Genomic DNA, 19,246 nt, shown 5'->3' on the forward strand with positions numbered 1-19,246 from the left:
TAGAAACACCTAAACTATACAATTTAATATTTACTAATATACCTTTCTCTATCATAATATTTATCATAGCATGAGATAATCCATCTCTAAGCTAGGGAATACATACATTAGAATATATAAAGGAGAAATAAATGAACTTCAAAAGAACATTAACAACTTTAGTAGTTGCAGGAACTTGTACACTCCTACTGGCATCTTGTGGACCTAACAAAAAAGAACAAGCTTTAGCAAATTTAGAGCAACAACAGCAAGATCTTAATCAAAAAGCACAAGATGAAAAGCTACAAGCGGACAACCTAATAACTGATGCTAGTAACCTTGATAAAGAGTCAAAAGAAAGTAGTTCAAAATCTCAGTATGAGAAAGATCAAGCTGCTGTACTAAATGCAAAAGCAGAACAAAATCTTTCAAAAGCGGCTAGTTTAGATGCTCAGATAGCTGCTGCTAAAGCAGAAGTAAATGCTCAAGATTCTTAATAAGAAAATTATCCCCACCTTTCTTGATATTCTTTTTTATTCCAGCCAGTTCTAGCATAATCACCATCAACTACTAAAGGTCTTTTAAATAATAAAGCTTCTGTAACTAATAGTTTGAGAGCCTCCTCTTCAGATAAGCTATCAAGTTTATTCTGCACATCCATTTCGGCAAAAAGTTTGCCATTAGAATTAAATAAATCAATAATTTTAAACTTACCAATCTGCTTTATTTTTCGCATCTCTTGCCATGAGGGTTTTTCCTTCCTTAAATCCACATATTCAACCTTTTTATTTTTCTCTTGAAAAAATTTAAGAGCATTCCTAACGCTAGTACAATTGTTTATTCCAAACACTTTTATCATTAAATTCCTCCTACATATTCAATTCATTAAAAGAAAAAGAAATCATCAACTCCATCGAGCACTATTTCAACGGTAAATGCAGTCAAAAATAAACATAGTAATTTAATTATCATCTTCATAGTTTAACATACCTCCTACTCATAATATGTTTAATCATTCTCATAAGCCTTCATAATAAAGTCAAGTTATTTTTAATCAACTAAAAAAATCTAAAAGAAGAATCCTTTAATTCCATCAAACATCATTTCAACAGCTAATGCTGTTAAAAATAATCCCATTATTTTAGCAATAATATCCATAATATGATGCCCTAAAACATCAAGAATTCTAGGCAGCTCCCTAAAGAATATCCAAAGCATCATAGTAACAATTAATATACATCCTGAGGCCACAACTTTAGATTCAGATGTTATAAAATATACATGAACATCTGAAATTGTAGCAACTAATGAACCAGGCCCAGCAATTAATGGAATTGCAATTGGTACAATTGCTAGTTTTTTAGGGTCTTGTTGAGTTTTCGAGCTTGGCATTTGAGGGATAACGCCAATAACTCTCAAACCAAAGAAAAGTACTATAATGCCTCCCCCAAATCTAAAAGCATCAATATTTATCCCAAACGCATTTAAAACACTAATTCCAATCCAAGTTACTATTATGAGAGTTGTTAATACTGTGATTGCCACAGTAAAAGCAAAAACATTCTGTTCTTTTTTGCCTAATGCATCAACTGTATCTAAATATATTCCAGAGATAGAAAAAGGATTAATTATAGCTAAAAGTGTCACTATAAACTTTAAAATTATTGTTAGATGCACACCTAAGATTATCATTTTATTTTCCATTTATACTAATTTAGTACAAATGGTATTTACCTATAATCTAAATGTAAACCCTACTCGTAATATATTTGATTGTTTTCATATGTTGCTAATATAATATCCAACTCTTTTTTTGTTACTTTATGTGATAATTTAGGTAAATTATCCAAATCAAAAAATTTAACCTCATCAACCTCAAAATTAGGACTATTCTCACCCCCTAAAATTTCAGCCAAGAAAACTAAACTATAGACATTATATATCTCACTTTGAGTATATTTATTACGATCCATTAATGCTAAAAACTTAGTAACCTTAACATCATATCCAGTTTCTTCCTTAACCTCCTTGACACAGGTTTCAACTGGCGAGAGATCTATATCACACCATCCCCCAGGTATGGTCCATTCTCCTGGAGTATCTGCATCTTGAGCCATCAATAGTTTACCATCCTTAAATATAACTACTCTAACTCCTGGCTGAGGAGTTGGATAATGAGTGTCTAAATAAATATCATATGGTTGAACATCTGATTTTATATATTCATGGAGCATTTTTGTACTTAACTCAAGAAGTTCATGATAATTATCTAGCGCATATTCACACTTTGAGTAAACTACTCCTGTATGTGCTATCGCCTGAACTTTCTTTATAAACTCAAAGATTTTATCTTTATTCATTACTTATATTCTTCAAAGTCAAATAATATAGAATATATCATATAAAAAGACTAAGATTAATTATTAATCACATCCAACAAATATAATCCACATGAAAACTGAACATGTTGCAATTTGGGCTAATAACATTGAAATAATGAAAAATTTTTATTGTAAATATTTTAATGGTACTGCTAATGAAAAATATATAAACAATACTAAAGGTTTTTCCTCATATTTCATTTCTTTTGAGTCAGGTTGTAGATTAGAAATTATGCATTCAGAAAGCATGGGTAATGAAACCTTTAAAAATACTTCACAAAAGTTTGGTCTAATTCATCCTGCTATTTCTGTAGGTAATAAAAAAATGGTTAATAAACTTACCAGACAATTAGAAAACGATGGCTACAAAATAATTGGACAACCTAGAACTACAGGTGATGGTTATTATGAAAGCGTTATTCTAGATCCTGAAGATAATCAAATTGAAATTACCATTTAGGTAATAGAAACCTTCTTATAACATTATGTATATGTCCTTAGAACCTAATGAATAGAGAGGTTATTTTTTAGATCTATTAGGTGTTGTATTTGAATCATCACTCTGCTTAGACTTTCTAATAAGAACAGTTATTACTGTTGCTATTACAGATACTGCCAAAACAACAAAAAATATTCTTATAATAAAGAATACGATATCTTCCATAACTCAACCTTTAAATCTATTCTTTAGAAAATTATTTTTTGAATAATTACTTATGATTTTTTTTACCATTATTACTAGGTTTACAAGCTTTCATTGCATCTTTTGTTGTTGCTTTATCAACACATGCTTTTGCTTGCTGCATTTTGTCTAATTTTTGTTGCATTTTTGTAATCTGCTTCTGTATTCTTTCACTAACTTTTGCTTTTTGAGCATTGAAGTTTTGTTGTTGCTGACTATTCGCAGCAGTATTAGAACTACCAGAATCTGCAAAAGTTATAAAAGGGACAACTATAGCGACTGCTAATAATATTTTTTTCATTTTTTAACCCCTTATGGTTATTGACTCAATTGCAATCATATCACAGAATATTAAAATACTACTTCTTAATTTCTGCAATTTTTGCTTTCCATAACTTAGGACCTTGTTGGTGTGCTGACACCCCTAGTGAATCAACAGCTACAGTTACAGGCATATCTTCAACCTCAAACTCATAAATTGCTTCCATACCAAGATCAGCAAATGCAACAACTTCAGCTTTTTTAATAGATTTAGATATCAAATAAGCAGCCCCTCCGACACCCATAAGATATACAGCTTTATTCTTCTTAATCGAATCAATAGTTGCCTGACCTCTTTCAGACTTACCTATCATACCAGCAATACCAGCTTTCTCTAACATAAATGGTGTAAACTTGTCCATACGTGTAGCCGTAGTTGGGCCCGCAGGTCCCACAACCTCATCACCAACCGGATCAACAGGCCCCACATAATATATAAACCTATCTTTTAAGCTTACTGGAAACTCTTCTCCAGCTTCATACATATCTTGTAAACGCTTATGGGCTGCATCACGACCTGTTAATATTTTACCGCTTAGTAAAATATTATCGCCAGATCTTAAAGATTCAATCTCCTCTTTAGTAACAGTATCAAGATTTATTCTTTTAACATCATCATTTTGATCTTGCTCGATTACAGGCCAATCTTCTAATTTAGGAGCAGGTAAATCTACAGCACCGGAGCCGTCTAATGTAAAGTGTACGTGACGTGTAGCAGCACAGTTTGGAATAAGTGCTACAGGCTTACATGCTGCATGTGTAGGATATTCATTTACTTTAACGTCTAAAACAGTTGTTAAACCACCAAGACCTTGTGCACCGATACCTAGAGCATTAACACGGTTATATATATCTAGTCTTAATTGCTCAGTTTCATTTTGAGGACCATTCTTAATGATATCTTGCATATTGATTTCTTCACCAAGAGACTCTTTCGCTAAAAGCATTGCTTTCTCAGCAGTACCACCAATACCAATACCAATAATTCCTGGAGGACACCACCCAGCACCCATAGTTGGTAGCATTTCTTCAACCCAGTCAACAATACTATCACTAGGGTTTAATACTTTAAATTTTGACTTAAATTCTGATCCACCGCCTTTTGCAGCAATATCAAATTCTATTTTATCACCATGAACTAAATCAATATGCACAATTGCAGGTGTATTATCTTTGGTATTTTTTCTAGCTCCATGTGGAGGAAAAACCATAGATGCTCTTAGAGGATTATGTTCATCAGCATAACCTCTTCTTACACCCTCGTTAACAAGCTCTGTGATAGTTCTATCTGTTTTATCAAGTTTCGCATCCATACCAACTTTTACAAATGCACAAACCATACCAGTATCTTGGCAAATCGGGCGTTTACCAGTTGCTGACATTCTTGAGTTTATAAGGATTTGAGCCATTGCATCTTTTGCTGGCTTTGACTCCTCACGCTGATATGCCTCATACATTGCATCAACAAAATCTTTTGGGTGATAGTAAGAAATATATTGAAGTGCTTCTGCAACACTATTTATTAAATCTTCAGTCTTGATCACTGCCATTGTATAAATCCTCTTATTGGAAAAATATTAAAATACAAAGAATATTATAACAGCAATAAAGTAATTTTTAAGCTCGATTACCTTTTGATTTTATAAAAGATCTAATCAATGATATTGTGTTATAGCCAATAACTACAACTAATAACCAATGCAACCCATCTGCAGATAACATTGTAATAATATTAACACCAATAAATACACCAATAATTCCAAAACAGCCAACTATTAAAGCTTTTTTAAGAGGTATTGTATTATTCATAAGAAAGGCAAATGTAGTAACAGGTTGCTGAATAGCTCCTGCTGTCGTCATAATTGGAAATGCAACTTTTGGCGACATCCCAAGTAAAAACAGTATAGCTTCAACTAAAGCGAATAACCCAACTCCAAAACAAACCAAAAATCCCGCAAAAAACATTCCTATAAAACCAACAACAAGCTTAATACCCGATAGCTTCATCAGATCGCCCCCTACAGGTAAGATATTAAACAAATTACCAAGTAATAAAAGAATAACACCAACAAATGCAAATATCATAATAAGCCTAATAGCTGTAGCATTAATTTTTGAAGCAAATGTACCCCCAATAAATCCACCCAGAGTAGCTCCAAGTACAAGAACTACCAAAGTAATAAAATCAACATGCAACACACCTAAGAAAAATACAGCTTCAATAGCACCTGGTATAATTTGAGCCCCATTCACAAATCCTGGAAGTTCAATATCTTTCGCCAATTTAAAAGTCTTTGCAATAGCAATATTAACTGCAAAACTACCTACACCTATAGTATCAGCCACAAAAGAAATTACTCCTGTACATGCTAAAGCGACTTTTTGAGATAGCTTTTGTACAGGATACTGATCATGACCTTTTAAAAGCTTATATAGCATATAGAGCATACACAAAGCAGATAATGCTATAACTAAAAAAATAACAATAAAATACATACTCACAACTACTTAGAAAAATAATTAAGGCAAATATTAAGCTTTTTTAGAAAATTAGACAACAGAAATTTAATAAAGAATATTTAATAAAACGACATAAATAAAACTACTTAAACAAAAAAATACAAAAGCTAAAATTATCGCATTTATAATATAGTCTTTTGTCGATAACTTACCTTTCCTAACACAAGATTTATAAAGAAGTCTAGCCATTAATAAAGTAAATAATAAAGCTATAACTATTGCTACTATACTTGCTAAAATCATTTCTTACACATCCACATAATTAACTCTTTTGTTAAACCACTTATCTACTAGTTTTTTTGCAACAGATGGATCCTTTTCAAGAATCATCTCAGCAAGTTGAGCAACTTTCTCATAATTATCGTAATACTCATTTATATCAAAAGTTTTAAATGTCGAAACACCTGACTGCTCTTTGCCAAGAATATCTCCTGCTCCACGAATTTCTAAATCTTTTTCGGCAAGATAAAAACCATCCTGCGACTCTCTAACTAGAGATAATCTCTTTCTACCAACCTCACTAATTCTATCACCATATAAAAGTATACAAAAGCTCTCTTTTGCTCCTCTACCAACTCTACCTCTAAGCTGATGAAGTTGAGATATTCCTAATCTCTCTGCATTATCAATTATCATAATGCTGGCATTTGGTACATCTACTCCAACTTCTATAACTGTTGTCGCCACAAGCACATCATATTTTGCTGATTTAAAAGCATTCATTTCTTCAAGCTTTTCTTTAGACTTCATACTACCATATACAAGTCCTACTCTCTCTTGACCTAAATAATCTGATAGCTCTTTATGTAGAGTTTTGACATCTTGTAGAAAATCAAGATCTTCAGACTCTTCAACAAGTGGACAAACCCAATAAATTTGCTCACCTCTAGATACTGCATCTTTAAGCTTTGTAATTAGACTTTCTTTTTTTGCGCGATTTAAAACAGTTGTCACAATTGGCTTACGATTAGGAGGTAACTCATCGAGTATAGATAACTTCAAATTACCATATAGCGTCATAGCCAATGTCCTAGGAATTGGAGTGGCAGAAATTATAAGCTGGTGAGGGGCTAAGTTATTACCATTAGCCGAAGCTTTATTTATTAGAGCTAAACGTTGCTCAACACCAAATCTATGTTGCTCATCAACAACGACTAAACCTAAATTACAGTACTCTACTCTATCTTGAAAAATCGCATGAGTACCAACAACGACACAGTCTTTAAGAGTTTTTATCTTCTCAAGACTCTCTCTAGTTTGTTTTGCAGTCAATTTACCCAACAAAGGTACAACCTCAATGTCAAAATAAGAAAAATACTCAGCTAAAAAACTAAAATGCTGCTCAGCTAAAATCTCTGTTGGTGCCATTATTGCTGCTTGATATCCTGATTTCACAGTAGCATACAATGCCATCGCTGCCACAATAGTTTTACCAGCCCCAACATCACCCTGAAGAAGTCTTATCATAGTGTTTTTTTGACCCATATCAGTCAAAACTTCATTAATTGCATGAAATTGTGCATTTGTAAGACTATAAGGAAATTTTTTAAGGAAGCTTTGCTTATCACTTAAACTTAAAGAAAGCTTTGCAGACATTGGTTTAGTCATATCTTTTTTAATACTTTCTTCTGCTAATTTATAAGCCAACATCTCCTCAAACTTAATTGACCATCTCGCTTTAAATAAGTATTTATCATCAATTGAGTTTGTTAGCGCATGAACATAATAAAGAGCATCAACAAAACTCATTAAACCATACTGTTTTAAGTACTCTTGTGGCAATATGTTGATAACTTTTTTCTCATACAAAATTTTAGATATTATCCTTACTATAAGTTTATCAGAAACTTTTTTAATCTTGTAAACAGCAGATAGCTTTTGTTCTAACGAACTATTACCATTACTTACCACTGCCCACTCTGGATGTACCATCTGTGGATTTAAAGATAACTCAGCTTTACCATAACACCTAACAAACTGTGCTTTTTCCAACGTAGCTATTTGATTAGGATAAAACTTAAATAACACAATCGTACAAATACCCGTCTCATCACTTACTGTAAAGCGTAAAAACTTCTTGCCAAATTTTTTATAGCTTATATTACTAACTCTACCTTCTATTAATAACTTTTTATCGCTTACTAAATCTCTTATCGCAGTTATATAGCGTGTATCTTTGTACTCTTTAGGAAAAATGGTTAATAGATCTTCTGGAGTATGTAAATTATATTTAGCTAGTGCTTTTACAGTTACTTCACCAACTCCAGCAAAATCAACAAAATCCATGAATGATAACTAAAAAATAAAAGTTATAAAATTTTAACATTTTAAACTTTAAATAGATAATCCAATTGCTAATATCAATATTTATTGCTAAATTTAAACTTAGCGTATATTTACAAAATTATATAAATAATAATGAAAAAACTATTACCTCTAATATTTATTTCAGCTGGTATTATTGGGCTATCAGCATGTGGTCAAACAGGTGATCTTTACTTACCCAAAGAAGATAAGCCAGCATCTTCAGGGTCAACGATGCTCGTTTCTGGATCTACTACTAAAAAAGACAGTTCAACAAATCAAAATAGTAGTATTTTCCCTATTCCTAGCCCTACTAATAATTCATCTTCTAACTCTCAAAGCACTTCTAGTAATAGTGCTACAGACGCTACAAAACAAGATGAAACATCTACTAATGAGCAAAACCAACAATCAACAAACATAAATCAAGATACCTCTAAGCAAAAAACAGACAATACTAAAAACTATACACTAACAAAACAAATACCAAATAATAGTATACCTTCATCTAGCACTATACAAAATTATCCTCAAGTGAATAATCAATCAAGTAGTCAAACAACAAAAGTTGACAATGACCCAACTCCTCCTGCAAAAAATTATAATCCGACTTCTAGTCAACTTATAAACTCAGGCGATAACTTTGCTTTTGATAAAGATATTCAAGAATCCTCCGAAGCAGGAGGCACTCCAAGCTAAAAGCTCAAACAGCCATGTTTTATCATAGCAGTAAAATTTAACATAGTTTTCAGTTTACTTTTAATGAAAAAACTACTAGAATTATCGAGATATTGTATTGATAATAATTAAATTAATGCCCAGGGAGGGTTTCTAAATGTCTAAAGTTTGTATAGTTACAGGTAAAAGACCTGCTACTGGTAATAATGTATCGCATGCTCAAAACAAAACAAGAAGAAGATTTTTACCTAATCTTCATACTCACAGATTTTGGGTAGAAAGCGAAAACAGATATGTAAAACTTAAGGTTAGTTCTAAAGGTATGAGAATTATTGATAAAAAAGGTATCGATACTGTTCTTGAAGACCTTAGATCTCAAGGCCATAAAATTTAATAAGCTTCTAGAAAGGAAAATAAAATGAGAGAAAAAATAAGATTAGTTTCTTCTGCTAAAACAGGACACTTTTATACTACTACTAAAAACAAAAAAGAAATGCCAAACAAAATGGAAATCAAAAAGTTTGATCCAGTAGTTCGTCAGCACGTAATGTATAAAGAAGCTAAAATAAAATAGTATAATTTATTCTAATTTAAGGCCTTATAATATGAAGCAAGCTTTTCATTTCAAAGGTGGTAACTATACAATCAGTGCCATTAACATTAATGTTACTGAGTTTACTCAGATTGAAAGTTTATTAAACTCTAAAGTTTCTCAATCTGAATCATTTTTTCATAATACCCCTTTTGCTATAGATATTAGAGATATAGATCAAGATGAAAAATGCACAATAAGCTTCTTAGAAAATGTTATCGAAACATTTAAGGCTAATGGAATGATTCCAGTAGGTTTTGTAGTCAATAACAAAGATCTAAAATCACAATTAGCAAAAGCTGGTTATAACATTCTAAAGAGTGGTAAAACTAAGGAGTCTCTTAACAATGAAGAGTCTCACACTTCTGCTAAAATAATTACCACACATGTTCGAACAGGACAGTCCATAAATGCTAGAGATTGCGATGTGATAATAACGGCAAATGTTAATAATGGTGCTGAAGTTATAGCTGATGGAAGCATAATTGTATATGGCCGGATAGGTGGAAGAGTTATTGCTGGTAGCTCAGGAAATAAAGATGCTAGAATAATCTGTAAAGATCTAAAGGCTGAACTTGTTTCTATTGCAGGTAAGTATGTTACCCTAAATAATGAAAGTATCGTTGATGATAAAGATACAGATGGGTATATAGTATACTTACAAGATGATAAAATACATATTGAAGGTTTTTAATTTAATAAGAGGCTTAAATAAAAATGAGTGAAAAAAAACAAGGCAAAGTGTTTGTAGTCACCTCTGGTAAAGGCGGAGTTGGCAAAACCACATCAAGCGCTGCTATTGCATATGCTTTTGCTAAAAGAGGCCTTAAAACAGTAGTTATTGACTTTGATGTAGGCTTAAGAAACCTAGATCTTATAATGGGTTGTGAAAGAAGAGTTGTATATGACTTAATAAACGTTGTCAAAGAAGAAGCAACTATCAATCAAGCAATCATAAAAGATAAGAGAGTTGATAATCTTTACATTATCCCAGCTTCACAAACTAGAGATAAAGATGCTCTAACTGAAGATGGTGTTGATAGAATTATAAATGAACTTAAAAACTCTTTCGATATTGTTTTATGTGATTCTCCTGCAGGTATTGAAAAAGGGTCATTAATGGCAATGAGATGTGCTGATGCAGCAATCATCGTTACAAACCCAGAAGTATCATCTGTAAGAGACTCTGATAGAATATTAGGTATGCTTTCTAGCAAAACTCTTAAAGCGCAAAAAGAAGGTGAATTTAAAGAAATTCATCTACTTCTTAATAGATATGACTCTGCTAGAGCAAAAGCTGGAGCTATGCTTAAAGCTGAGGATGTAAGTGAGATATTATATACTCCAATAGTCGGCATAATCCCAGAGTCAAAAGATATCTTAGAAGCTTCTAATAGTGGTCATCCGATAACATTTTTAGAAGATACTATTGCTTCTAAAGCATATTATGATGCTGTAGATAGAATACTTGGTGAAGATATCCCTATGAGATATACTGAACAAAAAACTAGTTTCTTTAAAAAATTAATAGGTAAATCTTAGTTATGTTAGCTAAACTTTTTGGATTAAATAAGAAACAAAAGAGTGCTTCATTAGCAAAAGAAAGATTGCAGATAATAGTTGCTCATCAAAGGAGTGAACTACAGCCAAGATCTTCTAGAATAAGTAGTCATTTGCTAGCTGAGCTTAAAGATGAAATTATTGAAGTTGTAAAAAAATATATTGCATTATCTGAAGAGAATATAAGAGATATTGATCTAAAAGTTGAAGATAGTAGTAAAAATTCAACTATAGAAGTTAATATACCTTTTAATTAACCTTTCTTATGAGCGATATATGCTTTAATAATGTCTCTTTCTACAGAGATGAACGATGTATTTATGATGATATTTCTTTCACAATTCCATCAAACAAAATAACCTCTATACTTGGTCCTTCTGGAGCTGGTAAAACCACAATTCTTCAATTAATAGCTGGACTTATTAAACCAAATGTTGGCACAATCAACATAAATAGTGCGATTATAAAAAGAAATAGTAAAGAAAAAGAACTTGAGAAATTACGTCGCAAGATGGGATTTCTTTTCCAATCTGGAGCCCTTTTCACACACCTAAATGTATATGACAATATTGCTTTCCCATTGAGAAAAAATACAAACCTCGATGAAAGATTAACAAGAAGTATTGTCTTGCTAAAGCTGCAAGCAGTAGGATTAGCTCATACGATAGATATGATGCCAAGTGAGTTATCAGGCGGGATGGCACGTAGAGTCGCATTAGCTAGATCTATAGCTATGGATCCAGAGATCATAATGTACGATGAACCTTTTACTGGTCAAGATCCGGCGTCATTCAATAAACTTCTAGAATTAATAGCAACGCTAAATGAGTCTTTAGATATGACATCTATTATAGTTTCTCATGATATACAAGAATCTCTAAAGATTTCTGATCATGTAATTATTGTAGGAGATAGAAAGATTATTGCTAGTGACTCCCCAGAAAATATAAAGAATAGTTCAGATAAAAAAGTTTTAAATTTCTTAGCTGGTAAACCATTAAATGACCATAGTAAAAATCAAAACAATCTTAATAAAGCTTTTTTTGAAAAAGAGATTTTAAGGAACTAATAATGTCTATATTTAGAAATATTTATAAAGTTACAATGTCTCTAATCTATGATGCATTAAAATCTATAATTTTAATAATAAATATAGTCATCAATAAGTTTAATATAAGAGACTGTATCATACAAATAAAATATGTTGGCGTAGATTCCATTATAATTATAGTAACATCTGGAATATTTATAGGCTTAGTATTAAGTTTGCAGGGATATTATACATTATCAAAATTTGGTGCTCATTCCTTATTAGGAGTTATGGTTGCTCTCAGTGTGCTACGCGAGCTTGGTCCCGTAGTAACTGCAATGTTGTTTGCTGGGCGAGCTTGTAGTTCTATCACCTCTGAAATAGGATTGATGAAAGCTACAGATCAAATCAATAGTTTAAAAGTAATGAATGTTAACCCAATAAGCTTTATTTTATCTACTAGATTTTGGGCATGTATGATTAGTGGTCCCATACTGTCACTAATCTTCTGTACAGTTGCTATATTAGCTGGTTTTGCACTAGCTGAAATTGGTCTTGGCATAAGCTACGGAGGATTTTGGAGTAATATACAATCATCTGTCATGCTATCAGATATCTCAAACGGAGTTATTAAAAGCATTGTATTTGCATTTATAACTGCATGGATAGCACTATACCAAGGTTATTACTGTACCGCAGATTCAAATGGTATAGCAAAAGCTACAACAAAAACTGTTGTGTACTGCTGTATGAGCATCTTAGGAGCAGATCTTATTTTAACATCGATTATGTTTGGAGGAGTTTAATGAAAAATAAATATTTTGAGGTTACTGTTGGAATATTTATAATAATAGGTGTCTTATGTTTGCTCTTTCTAACTTTTAAAGTTAGCGATACGTCTTTAAAATCGCTTAGTGAAAAAGAATATACTATTGAAGCTCAATTTAAAAACATTGGCTCATTACGTACCAATGCCTCAGTAAAAATAGCTGGTGTTGAAATTGGTAGAGTGACAAATATTTCATTAGAAAAAGCCTATAATGGCTTTATGGCTGTAGTAAGCATGTCAATAAACGATGATGAGAAAATTCCAGCAAACTACTCTGCAGCAATATCTATGTCAGGTATTCTTGGAGATAACTATGTTGCACTTAGCCCTCCTAAAGAAGATGTTATGGCAATAGCAGGGTTAAGTAATGATTCTAGTGGTTCTGATAAAGATAAATATTTGCACCAAGGGAGTGTTATTGCTTTAGAAAACACTCAATCTGCCATAGATCTTGGATCACTTATAAATACTTTTGTCGCAGGAAAAAATGATGATTCAAGCAATAAATAGCAAGTGTTGTTTCTTTCAAATCTTATTTTTTTATATTAAAATCTAGCCTAATAAATACTAATTAACATTTGAGACATTTAAATGATTCGTAAAACTTCACTACTACTACTTTTAATCATATTGACTATATCTAGTGCTTGGGCTATAGAGAATCCTGTAGATATGCTTAATAATACTATAGTAAAAACTCAAAATAACCTGATTACAAATGCTGATGAGTATAAAAAAGACCCATATAAGCTATTAAGCCTTGTTGATAATGAAATAATTCCAATAATTGCTCCTAAAGTGGTTGCTCAACTTGTTGTTGGCACTGATAAATGGAAAAAAGCGACTCCTGAAGAACAAAAACAATTTATAAAATCTGCAACAGAAATGCTTACATTTATGTATGCTAAGAATGTTGCTTATGCAGGTAAATATAGAATAACCTTATTCCCATTTAATAAAGATGATAATAGCTGGCAAAAGAAACCTATTGTTGTTGTAAATGGTAAAATAACAAATATTGATAATAATCAAAGTTCTGATTTTGCTGTCAAAATGTTCCAAAAAAATGGTAAATGGCACATATATGACTTTGATGTTGCTGGAGTAAGTATACTAAGAACATATCAACAACAATTTGAACCTTATGCTAATGTCGCAGAAATGACAAAAGCTGCTGAAAAAGTTACGACTAGAATTAAGAAAAAAAACTATCCAAAACTACTAGATGAAGGCTATAGCCTTAAGAATGTAAAATGATACAGATAAATAATAATATTTGGACTATTGATTCAGAATTAACATTAAAAACTGTCGCATCAATATATAAAAAGTTCAAGAAACGTTTAAAAGAGATATCTAATACATGGACAATTGACTTTAGCAACTGTAACAAAGTTGATAGCAGCGGTCTTGCATTAATAATAGAATATATCAAACATGCAAAAAGAAGCTCTATCAAATTAGAATTAAAAAACATTGACTCAAAGATATTATCTTTAGCGAAAGTACATGGAGCAAAAGATATTTTAGAGCAATTTATTAATAAGGAATAATTAAAGGTATAAGCATGACAAAAGAACAATTAAAGGACATTTTAGAAAACTCATTAAAAAATTGTACAGCCGATATTCAAAGCGATGATAATGTACATTTTTCAGGCACAATAATTGCTGAGGAGTTTAACGATATTAAGAGTAAAGTTAAAAGACAACAACTTGTATACTCTAAGATAAATGAATACATTGCATCTGGAGAACTGCATGCTTTTTCGATGAAAACTATCGCTAAAAATGAAATCTAAGTAATTCCTTCTCTATAAAAATAGTATAATAACTCTATACTAGTTCTGCTCTTCTAGAGTTTGCACAGATGATGCAAAAGAATCTGCATCTCCTGGTAAGGCAGCCTTAGCATCCCTTATTTCATCTTTCAATTTACTTGCTTCAGTCTGTGTAGTGTCATCCTTATCAATATTAGCCAAATCAATTGCTGTGCTATCATTAGAATAAGCTTGATCGTATATTTCTTGGACTTGCGTAGCCTTATTAACCGTATCAATATTACTTTTTAATAATGTAGGTGGTTGAGACTGTCTATTAATTATAGATCCACCTGTTGAGGCAACTTGAGAGGACACATCTTCATTATCTAGCCCTAGAACACCTAATACAGCCTGATCTGTTTCAAGAGTTTCAGCATCCTTATGCAACTCTTGTTTAAGAACCCTAGCCATACCATAATCATAATTTTGTAAATAAGCATTTCTCATTGCAATATATGGATCAATGGAAACTTCTTTTAAGTTTGAATATGCAGGTAAATATGATACACCTTGGTTAACATAGTATGCTCCAGTTACACCAGCACTAACGCCCCAAGAAACTGCAGCTCCAACTGGAGCAAAGAAGAATACATATGTTAGTGGATTAAATAAAGCATCGACTCCCATAGTTACATCTTCTAATGTTCCTGGACCTAAAAGAGGCCATACAACATAAGGAGATGCTTCTCCTTCATCATAAGCTCCCCACTTATGTAGAGTAACAGCAAAACTTTGGTGATAACGCATTGGTTTATGGAACCAGCTATCAGCAACATCAAAATATCCAGCAATACCAAGAGTCGTATTTGTCAAAAATCTAACACTATCATCTCCTGCATAGTCCCATTGCCCTTGAAACATATCATTTACTACTCTAGCCGGCTCAGCCAAATTATTAAATATATTAAAAATACCGCTTTTAAAAGTATCTGGAACAGCTTTATCATATACATTTGCAGCTGGTTTTAAAGTATCATATGCCTTATCATTAAAAGCATGCATTTTTCTATTATAGCTTTCAAAAGGATCTCTTTTTTTTGTCGAGGTTTTTAAACTAGAGCAACTACTTAATGACATACTAATAATAGATAGCCATACTATATGGTTAGGTTTTAATTTCATTAAAACTATCTCTTTTTTATTTAAAGTAAAAATTATTTAAAAGCAATTATAGTGAATTAAGCTGTAAAACTCTAATAAATTTTTTTTAAGCTTATATCTTTGATATTATTTACTACAATAAGATTTAAATCTCTTAAAAAACAGATGAATAAAGCAAATGTAGATAATAATGAAGTTAATAAATTTTCGTCTTTAGCAAAGACTTGGTGGGATGCAAATGGAGAGCTCAAAACATTACATCAAGTAAATCCATTACGTTTAGATTTTGTAAAGAAATTTACAACCTTGGATAACAAAAATATAATAGATATTGGCTGTGGAGGAGGAATACTAACTGAATCACTTGTTACACAAAACAACAATGTTCACGGACTGGATGCATCTTTAGATGCAATAAATATAGCCAAAGAACATTCAAAAATAAGTAGTCTGAATATTAAGTATGTAAATTCGACGATTGAAGATTTTGCTGAAAATAATACCATAGAATTTGATGTTGTAACTTGTATGGAGATGCTTGAACACGTACCTAATCCAGAAAGCATCATAGAATCAATAGCAAAGATCATTAAAAAAGATGGACTTTTTTTTGCATCAACACTTAATAGAAATCTTAAATCATACTTATTATCCATAGTTGCTGCGGAACATATATTAAAGATGGTTCCTCAAGGGACGCATCAATATAGCAAATTTATAAAACCATATGAGCTTATAAAAACAGCTGAAAAATATGGCTTTGAAGCATTAGAGATTATTGGCGTACACTACAACCCTCTTTTAAATAATTTTAAATTAGGTAAAGGTGCTGATATTAACTATATTATTGCTTTCAAAAAGGTATAAGTATATGCAATACAATTATTTTCATTATCCCAATGATATGCACCCTACTTACGGCTCTGTAATGTATTTTGCCTATCGTAAATTAGATAATCAAAAAAAAGAAACTTTATACCTGCTTGATCAAATAAAATCACAAATTATTTCTTGTACCGAGTTATATAATAATATTGAAGTTGCTAATGAGAAAATGAACTGGTGGTTAAAGGAAATTAATAACTTAAAAAACTCCAAACAAATATCATCACCTCAACTTAAAAAATTAGCTGAAATATTCGATACTGATCTACTATATAAATATCTTATTGATGATATAAGTCATTCAATTGATAATAGCAGCTCTACAGAAAGAAGTTTTATAGATCATATTTCTAAGAGCTTTCTAGGTATTGAAATACTTAAAGCCTCTTTCCTAAATAACTTTTCAAAATTTAATGTAGAAGACATTAAACAGATCAATATTAATAATGAGATAGTTAGACATATTTTTTGCATACCTAAACATTTTTACAATCAAATTTCTTTTGATGATAAAGTGTCTCCTAATATGTCTGATGAAGATTTTAAGAATGCAATATCTCAATGGCTAAATCTATACAAGAAACAATCTTTGAAGGGATCACTTAAACCTTTAGAGAAAATAAATAAAGTTCACTACAAAATGATGAAAAAATATTTAAAAAACATTAACAATCCATTTAAAGAAGCTTTAGAGTTTTCTCCATTAACACTACTTTTTTATTCAATATAAAAATATCTCTTTTAATAGCCTCAAACATAGAGATAACAACAATATCACCTAAAATATGACTCAATTTATCTCAAATTTGAATTAGTCTTTTTACACACTTCAAACAAGTATTTTATTGCCAAAGCTATCGATCTATGTGTATATTTTAATTATATTGTTTTAAATATAGGGATATTTATGGAAATTAATACTGCCAAAAAAATGTCACTTTTTAGTGCTATTTTAATCGGTGTAACATCTATGGTAGGTTCAGGTTGGTTATTTAGTGCTCAACTTACAGCAAAGAGTGCTGGTAATTGGGCTTTTTTAGCATGGATCTTGGCTGCAGTTGTAGTAATGTTGGTTGGACTATGTTTAGCAAAGGTAGTTTCCGTTTATCCTGTTAGAGGTGCAACAACTAGATCTAGTGCATTATCTCATAATAGTGTTTTTGCCATGCCTTTTGCTTTTGCAAACTGGTTTGGGATTGTCGTGATGATATCAACAGAAGCCCAAGCTACTACTCAATATCTTGCAGGGATAAAAGGTTTTGAGTGGTTAATGCATGATGGTATTATTTCAACTTATGGAATGATGCTATCTTTATTCATATTATTTCTTTACTTATTAATAAATTTTTATGGCGTAAAACTACTTGCCAGCGTAAATAATGGTATAACTGTGTTTAAAATGTTTGTCCCAGCAATTATAGTTATAATATTTATTGTATATGCGTTCACACATAGTGCTGATCACCATAGTTTATTATCAGCAGAAATACCAAATAATAACTTTTCTATAAACAATGCTTTGACTGCTATTGTTGCTGGTGGTTTGATATATACATTTAATGGCTTCCAGATTGTAGTAGCATATAGTAGTGAAATTAAAAATCCTTCTAGAAATGTTCCATTAGCAATTATTCTCTCATTATCTCTAGTTTTAGTACTGTATATGGGATTACAATATGCCTTTATGCAAGCAGTTCCTCATAGCTATCTAATATCAAAAGGTGGATGGGCTGGACTTGACTTTGAATCTCCTCTACTACAACTAGCTACATTAATTGGTTTAGGATATATAGCATTCTTACTAATTATCGATAGTATCGTTAGTCCATCTGCAACCGGATATAGTTATCTAGGAGCTTCTTCTAGAATGTTATATGCAATGTCTGCTGAAGGACAGATGCCAAGATATTTTGCTAAGATTAATAAGAAAGTTAATATTTCAAGAAGATCGCTAATTGCTAATTTCTTAATATGTACAGTTTTCCTGATGTTTTCTGATAACTGGGCTGCTTTGATGCTTATAGTTACAGGATTTAATATAATAGGTTATATGGCGGCTCCAGTAAGTATGGGAGCCATAGCTCCAAAGTTAAAGATCTTTGGCCTAATAGTATTTGTATTATTGGCACTTCTACTAAATACAGTTGAAGTCGAAACAAATATCCATCTTAGTATTATTCTTGTAGTTCTTATGACAATCTTTGGAGGATTTGAGTATAGAAGAGTTGGACTTAAAAACCTTTTTATACTTATTGCCCCATTTATTATTTTTGTATGTATAGTATCACCTTTTAATAGCTACATATTTCAAGGAGTTGTTGGCGCTATATTTTATCTAATAGCGACAGATAAACGTTATGTTGCTTTCTGTAAGAAAACAGCTAACGAAAAAAACTTCGTTGAAGATTAAACCTTATATAGACTATCAAGTATTACCATAAATTCTACCAATCTCGATAAAGTATAAATTCTAAACCTATAGATAATAAAGACTGTTGAATTAATATCCCAAATTGTTAGATATATTTTGTAAAATACAGATGTTACAGATATTAGTATTTT

Annotated in this window: 27 protein-coding genes; 17 read left to right on the top strand and 10 right to left on the bottom strand. The window is 31.4% G+C overall.

What is annotated here, in order from left to right:
• The first annotated feature begins 131 nt into the window (after positions 1-131).
• Positions 132-476: a hypothetical protein gene (locus R8535_RS02235; RefSeq protein WP_329496049.1), complete on the top strand. Its 345-nt coding sequence runs from the start codon at positions 132-134 to the stop codon at positions 474-476.
• Positions 477-484: 8 nt separating this feature from the next.
• Here the strand turns inward: R8535_RS02235 and R8535_RS02240 are convergent, their stop codons facing one another.
• The 3 genes from R8535_RS02240 to R8535_RS02250 all read right to left on the bottom strand — a co-directional run bounded on the left by R8535_RS02240 (position 485) and on the right by R8535_RS02250 (position 2,339).
• Positions 485-838: an arsenate reductase family protein gene (locus R8535_RS02240; RefSeq protein ID WP_329496048.1), complete on the bottom strand. Its 354-nt coding sequence runs from the start codon at positions 836-838 to the stop codon at positions 485-487.
• 209 nt (positions 839-1,047) lie between these two features.
• On the bottom strand, positions 1,048-1,683 hold the full coding sequence (locus R8535_RS02245) for a MarC family protein (protein WP_329496047.1): 636 nt from the start codon (positions 1,681-1,683) through the stop codon (positions 1,048-1,050).
• A 50-nt stretch (positions 1,684-1,733) separates the two neighbouring features.
• Positions 1,734-2,339, bottom strand: a complete 606-nt coding sequence (locus R8535_RS02250; RefSeq protein ID WP_329496045.1) for an NUDIX hydrolase — start codon at positions 2,337-2,339, stop codon at positions 1,734-1,736.
• 91 nt (positions 2,340-2,430) lie between these two features.
• Between R8535_RS02250 and R8535_RS02255 the strand changes: the two genes are divergently transcribed.
• A complete protein-coding gene (locus tag R8535_RS02255) occupies positions 2,431-2,820 on the top strand; it encodes a VOC family protein (RefSeq protein ID WP_329496043.1) in 390 nt (129 codons plus the stop codon).
• A gap of 60 nt (positions 2,821-2,880) precedes the next feature.
• On the opposite strand, the gene R8535_RS02260 is transcribed toward R8535_RS02255, so the two are convergent.
• The 6 genes from R8535_RS02260 to R8535_RS02285 form a co-directional block, all read right to left on the bottom strand.
• Positions 2,881-3,024 (bottom strand): hypothetical protein, encoded by a 144-nt coding sequence (locus R8535_RS02260; RefSeq protein ID WP_329496041.1) that lies wholly within the window; start codon positions 3,022-3,024, stop codon positions 2,881-2,883.
• A 46-nt stretch (positions 3,025-3,070) separates the two neighbouring features.
• Entirely contained in the window at positions 3,071-3,343 is a 273-nt protein-coding gene (locus tag R8535_RS02265; protein ID WP_329496039.1) for a hypothetical protein, read from the bottom strand.
• Between the two features lie 58 nt (positions 3,344-3,401).
• Positions 3,402-4,913, bottom strand: coding sequence for a fumarate hydratase (locus tag R8535_RS02270; RefSeq protein ID WP_329496037.1), 1,512 nt, complete (start codon positions 4,911-4,913; stop codon positions 3,402-3,404).
• A 67-nt stretch (positions 4,914-4,980) separates the two neighbouring features.
• Positions 4,981-5,859 carry a sulfite exporter TauE/SafE family protein gene (locus R8535_RS02275; protein ID WP_329496035.1) on the bottom strand — a complete coding sequence of 293 codons (879 nt, stop codon included), beginning with the start codon at positions 5,857-5,859 and terminating at the stop codon, positions 4,981-4,983.
• Between the two features lie 69 nt (positions 5,860-5,928).
• Positions 5,929-6,126 carry a hypothetical protein gene (locus tag R8535_RS02280; RefSeq protein ID WP_329496033.1) on the bottom strand — a complete coding sequence of 66 codons (198 nt, stop codon included), beginning with the start codon at positions 6,124-6,126 and terminating at the stop codon, positions 5,929-5,931.
• A gap of 3 nt (positions 6,127-6,129) precedes the next feature.
• Positions 6,130-8,169: an ATP-dependent DNA helicase RecG gene (locus R8535_RS02285; protein ID WP_329496031.1), complete on the bottom strand. Its 2,040-nt coding sequence runs from the start codon at positions 8,167-8,169 to the stop codon at positions 6,130-6,132.
• Positions 8,170-8,301: 132 nt separating this feature from the next.
• On the opposite strand from R8535_RS02285, the gene lptM reads away from it, so the two are divergent.
• The 12 genes from lptM (at position 8,302) to R8535_RS02345 (ending at position 14,677) form a co-directional block, all read left to right on the top strand.
• On the top strand, positions 8,302-8,886 hold the full coding sequence (gene lptM, locus R8535_RS02290; RefSeq protein WP_329496029.1) for an LPS translocon maturation chaperone LptM: 585 nt from the start codon (positions 8,302-8,304) through the stop codon (positions 8,884-8,886).
• A 136-nt stretch (positions 8,887-9,022) separates the two neighbouring features.
• Positions 9,023-9,259 (top strand): 50S ribosomal protein L28, encoded by a 237-nt coding sequence (gene rpmB / locus R8535_RS02295; protein ID WP_072711370.1) that lies wholly within the window; start codon positions 9,023-9,025, stop codon positions 9,257-9,259.
• A gap of 24 nt (positions 9,260-9,283) precedes the next feature.
• Positions 9,284-9,439, top strand: a complete 156-nt coding sequence (rpmG, locus tag R8535_RS02300) for a 50S ribosomal protein L33 (RefSeq protein ID WP_329496027.1) — start codon at positions 9,284-9,286, stop codon at positions 9,437-9,439.
• Positions 9,440-9,470: 31 nt separating this feature from the next.
• A complete protein-coding gene (gene minC, locus R8535_RS02305; RefSeq protein WP_329496025.1) occupies positions 9,471-10,151 on the top strand; it encodes a septum site-determining protein MinC in 681 nt (226 codons plus the stop codon).
• A 23-nt stretch (positions 10,152-10,174) separates the two neighbouring features.
• A complete protein-coding gene (gene minD / locus R8535_RS02310; RefSeq protein ID WP_329496023.1) occupies positions 10,175-10,999 on the top strand; it encodes a septum site-determining protein MinD in 825 nt (274 codons plus the stop codon).
• Between the two features lie 2 nt (positions 11,000-11,001).
• The gene (minE, locus tag R8535_RS02315) at positions 11,002-11,274 is read left to right on the top strand and encodes a cell division topological specificity factor MinE (protein ID WP_329496021.1); all 273 of its coding nucleotides are present in this window, start codon (positions 11,002-11,004) and stop codon (positions 11,272-11,274) included.
• Between the two features lie 8 nt (positions 11,275-11,282).
• Positions 11,283-12,086, top strand: a complete 804-nt coding sequence (locus tag R8535_RS02320) for an ABC transporter ATP-binding protein (RefSeq protein WP_329496019.1) — start codon at positions 11,283-11,285, stop codon at positions 12,084-12,086.
• Positions 12,087-12,088: 2 nt separating this feature from the next.
• Entirely contained in the window at positions 12,089-12,853 is a 765-nt protein-coding gene (locus R8535_RS02325) for an MlaE family lipid ABC transporter permease subunit (protein WP_329496017.1), read from the top strand.
• Complete coding sequence (gene mlaD, locus R8535_RS02330; RefSeq protein WP_329496015.1) at positions 12,853-13,386, top strand: outer membrane lipid asymmetry maintenance protein MlaD; 534 nt, start codon at positions 12,853-12,855, stop codon at positions 13,384-13,386. Before R8535_RS02325 ends, mlaD begins: the two co-directional genes overlap by 1 nt.
• Positions 13,387-13,467: 81 nt before the next feature.
• Positions 13,468-14,133, top strand: a complete 666-nt coding sequence (locus R8535_RS02335) for an MlaC/ttg2D family ABC transporter substrate-binding protein (protein ID WP_329496013.1) — start codon at positions 13,468-13,470, stop codon at positions 14,131-14,133.
• Positions 14,130-14,429: an STAS domain-containing protein gene (locus R8535_RS02340; protein ID WP_329496011.1), complete on the top strand. Its 300-nt coding sequence runs from the start codon at positions 14,130-14,132 to the stop codon at positions 14,427-14,429. Before R8535_RS02335 ends, R8535_RS02340 begins: the two co-directional genes overlap by 4 nt.
• A gap of 14 nt (positions 14,430-14,443) precedes the next feature.
• Positions 14,444-14,677 (top strand): BolA/IbaG family iron-sulfur metabolism protein, encoded by a 234-nt coding sequence (locus R8535_RS02345; protein WP_329496009.1) that lies wholly within the window; start codon positions 14,444-14,446, stop codon positions 14,675-14,677.
• Positions 14,678-14,716: 39 nt separating this feature from the next.
• Here the strand turns inward: R8535_RS02345 and R8535_RS02350 are convergent, their stop codons facing one another.
• The gene (locus tag R8535_RS02350; RefSeq protein WP_329496007.1) at positions 14,717-15,820 is read right to left on the bottom strand and encodes an MlaA family lipoprotein; all 1,104 of its coding nucleotides are present in this window, start codon (positions 15,818-15,820) and stop codon (positions 14,717-14,719) included.
• 144 nt (positions 15,821-15,964) lie between these two features.
• On the opposite strand from R8535_RS02350, the gene ubiG reads away from it, so the two are divergent.
• From ubiG to R8535_RS02365, 3 genes are all read left to right on the top strand, one after another.
• On the top strand, positions 15,965-16,666 hold the full coding sequence (gene ubiG, locus R8535_RS02355; protein WP_329496177.1) for a bifunctional 2-polyprenyl-6-hydroxyphenol methylase/3-demethylubiquinol 3-O-methyltransferase UbiG: 702 nt from the start codon (positions 15,965-15,967) through the stop codon (positions 16,664-16,666).
• Positions 16,667-16,670: 4 nt separating this feature from the next.
• Positions 16,671-17,414: a hypothetical protein gene (locus R8535_RS02360; protein WP_329496006.1), complete on the top strand. Its 744-nt coding sequence runs from the start codon at positions 16,671-16,673 to the stop codon at positions 17,412-17,414.
• Between the two features lie 177 nt (positions 17,415-17,591).
• Positions 17,592-19,094 (top strand): APC family permease, encoded by a 1,503-nt coding sequence (locus R8535_RS02365; protein ID WP_329496004.1) that lies wholly within the window; start codon positions 17,592-17,594, stop codon positions 19,092-19,094.
• Positions 19,095-19,246: the final 152 nt, after the last annotated feature.

Source organism: Francisella sp. 19S2-4 (assembly GCF_036281795.1).
GTDB lineage: Bacteria > Pseudomonadota > Gammaproteobacteria > Francisellales > Francisellaceae > Francisella.